We start from the raw sequence: 2,594 nt of genomic DNA on the forward strand, positions 1-2,594 counted from the left end.
TTTTATAGGGTACAGTTCAAAGAGTGAGGTTTCTTTTTTATATAATTTCTATTAAACCGATTTTAATAAAGAATAAAAATTCGTATCATATGGAATATCATCTTGATACATATAATTTTTCAGAACACCTTCTTTTTCAAATCCTAATTTTAAAAGCACTTTATTTGACGCTTCGTTTTCAAGAAAGACAATTGCACCGATTCGTTTTAAATGTAGCGTGTGGAAACCATATGATATAACTTCAGAAACCGCTTCAGTGGCATATCCATTTCCCCAGTGTTCAGGGAGAAAGGCATAACTTATATTTGCTCGTTTATGCTCAGAAGACCAATCGTGAAAACCAATTGTTCCAATGAGCCCTTTCTTGTCTTTTAATTCGATGCCCCATTTAATACCGCTTCTTGCGTTGTAACTCAACTTAAAATTATTAAGGATTTGTTTTACTTGATCCAAATTTTGTAATGGCTTTTGGCCATAATGGCGCAGGACATCGGTATTCGAAAAGCAATGTAATATACCCGGTGCATCTTCTTCAGTAAGTTCTCGTAAAATAAGTCGCTCAGTTTTTAATATAGGAAACATGCCTTCACTCCTGTTCATATGAAACTAGAATGTATTTGTTATTATATAATTTAATCTGAAAATAAAGATTTTTCAAGGTGTAAGGATGATTTTCAGTCAATGGCGGGGAATCATATTTATTTACGGTTAGATGAAACAGGAACATTTTTATTTCTCGCCCACTTAAAGAAAGGTTCAATTAAAGTTAAAGAAGGCCAATACGTAAATGGAGGGGAGGCTCTTGCTCAAGTCGGTGACTCGGTAAGTTCCAGTGAACCACATTTACATATTCATCATCAGAGACAGGACCCATCCAATACGAGTATGTTTATTGCGGAAGGATTGCCACTTTATTTTCGAAATGAAAAAAGGTATTCCAAATTAAAATTGGAATACCCTTTTTCATTAACCAACAAATGTTTGATACAGTAAGAAAATATTTAAAACGATAACGAGTGCAGCGATTAACCATGCGATGAATGTTGTTATACGGTGGTTAACGAGTGCGCCCATAATCTTTTTATTACTTGTAAACATAATAAGTGGTACTAATGCAAACGCAATACCGAATGATAATACAACTTGGCTCATTACAAGAGCGTAAGTTGGGTTTACGCCTAAAGCGATAATAACGAGAGGCGGAATCATCGTTATAAATCGGCGTAAATATAACGGAATATGCATGCGAATGAATCCTTGCATAATAATATCACCGGACATTGTACCGACAGAAGAGCTAGATAATCCGGCTGATAAGAGTCCAATTCCAAATAAAGCAGCGGATACAGGACCGACTAAATTACTAAATTGATTGAAAGCAACATCAAGATCTTCAACATGTAGACCATTTTTAAAGAATAGTGCAGCAGCAACAATTAGCATACTTGCGTTAATAGCTCCAGCGATAACCATCGCAATAATAATGTCAATGAATTCGAAGCGGAAAATCTTTTTCTTTTGTTCATCATTTGTTCCGACTACGCGGCGCTGCGTTAAGGCCGAATGTAAATAAATTGCGTGCGGCATTACTGTCGCGCCTAAAATTCCAGCTGCTAATAAGATGCTATCCACACCTTGGAATTTTGGAGTAAATAGTCCTGAAAGAAGAGGGCTTAATTCCGGTTTTGCGTAAAAGACTTGGATACCAAAAGCGATAACAACGATAAAAATCATCCCTGTAATAATAGCTTCTAATGGACGAAAGCCTCTGCGTTGAAATTCAAGAATAATAAATGATCCAACCGCTGTAATTAAAGCAGCTGGTAACATCGGAATTCCAAATAGTAAGTATAAGCCAAGTGCTGCCCCGATAAATTCAGCTAAATCTGTAGCCATAATAACGAGTTCCCCTTGTATCCATAAACCGATGGAAACTGGTTTGGGGAAGTTTTCACGAGCTACTTCAGGAAGGTTTCTTCCAGTAGCGATTCCTAATTTAGCTGATAAAGTTTGGATTAATACAGCCATTAAATTAGAAGCGAGTATTACCCAAAGTAATAAATACCCATATTGGGATCCAGCAGCAATATTCGTTGCAAAATTCCCAGGATCAATATAAGCAACTGATGCGATAAAAGCAGGGCCTAAGAATGGTAACAGTCTTTTAAATCCTTTTGTTTGTCCACTTAACGCTAAATGAGCGGATTGAACTGTTGTACTTTGAGAAGGGACTTGTTCATCTTTTGATATATTTTTATTCATAGTAGTGTTCACCTTATTCTTACTCATTATTTCAATACATTTAGATATGTTATGTGATGATTTCATTTGAACATAAAAGTTTCCTTAATGCAAATTATATGACTGTGTACAATGAATGGTGTGACGATGAGAAAATGTTTTGGGAGTTTATGGTTGTTGAATAAGGGAGAAGATAATAAATTATAGGGTTGTTTTTGAAATTTATGTGAACATACAGCCTATATTACAGCATATTAATTGATGGAAATGGAATTGTATGATATATAATATATTGGGATTACAACCTAACCGTAGTGTTTTGTTCTGTAATCTTGTTTTTATTTCTGTTAACT

General features: G+C 35.2%; 2 protein-coding genes and 1 pseudogene. 1 reads left to right on the forward strand and 2 read right to left on the reverse strand.

Going from position 1 to position 2,594, the window contains the following annotated elements:
* Nucleotides 1-51: 51 nt before the first annotated feature.
* Entirely contained in the window at nucleotides 52-582 is a 531-nt protein-coding gene (locus AB3X48_RS20900; protein ID WP_002202421.1) for a GNAT family N-acetyltransferase, read from the reverse strand.
* An 81-nt stretch (nucleotides 583-663) separates the two neighbouring features.
* Between AB3X48_RS20900 and AB3X48_RS20905 the strand changes: the two are divergent.
* Nucleotides 664-993 (forward strand): annotated as a pseudogene (locus tag AB3X48_RS20905) (M23 family metallopeptidase); the annotation flags it as partial.
* Here the strand turns inward: AB3X48_RS20905 and AB3X48_RS20910 are convergent.
* Nucleotides 967-2,262: an Nramp family divalent metal transporter gene (locus AB3X48_RS20910; protein WP_002158339.1), complete on the reverse strand. Its 1,296-nt coding sequence runs from the start codon at nucleotides 2,260-2,262 to the stop codon at nucleotides 967-969. The pseudogene AB3X48_RS20905 and the gene AB3X48_RS20910 overlap by 27 nt on opposite strands.
* Nucleotides 2,263-2,594 lie beyond the last annotated feature (332 nt).

The sequence above is a fragment of the Bacillus sp. S4 genome (assembly GCF_040838205.1).
Taxonomy (GTDB): Bacteria; Bacillota; Bacilli; order Bacillales; family Bacillaceae_G; genus Bacillus_A; species Bacillus_A cereus_U.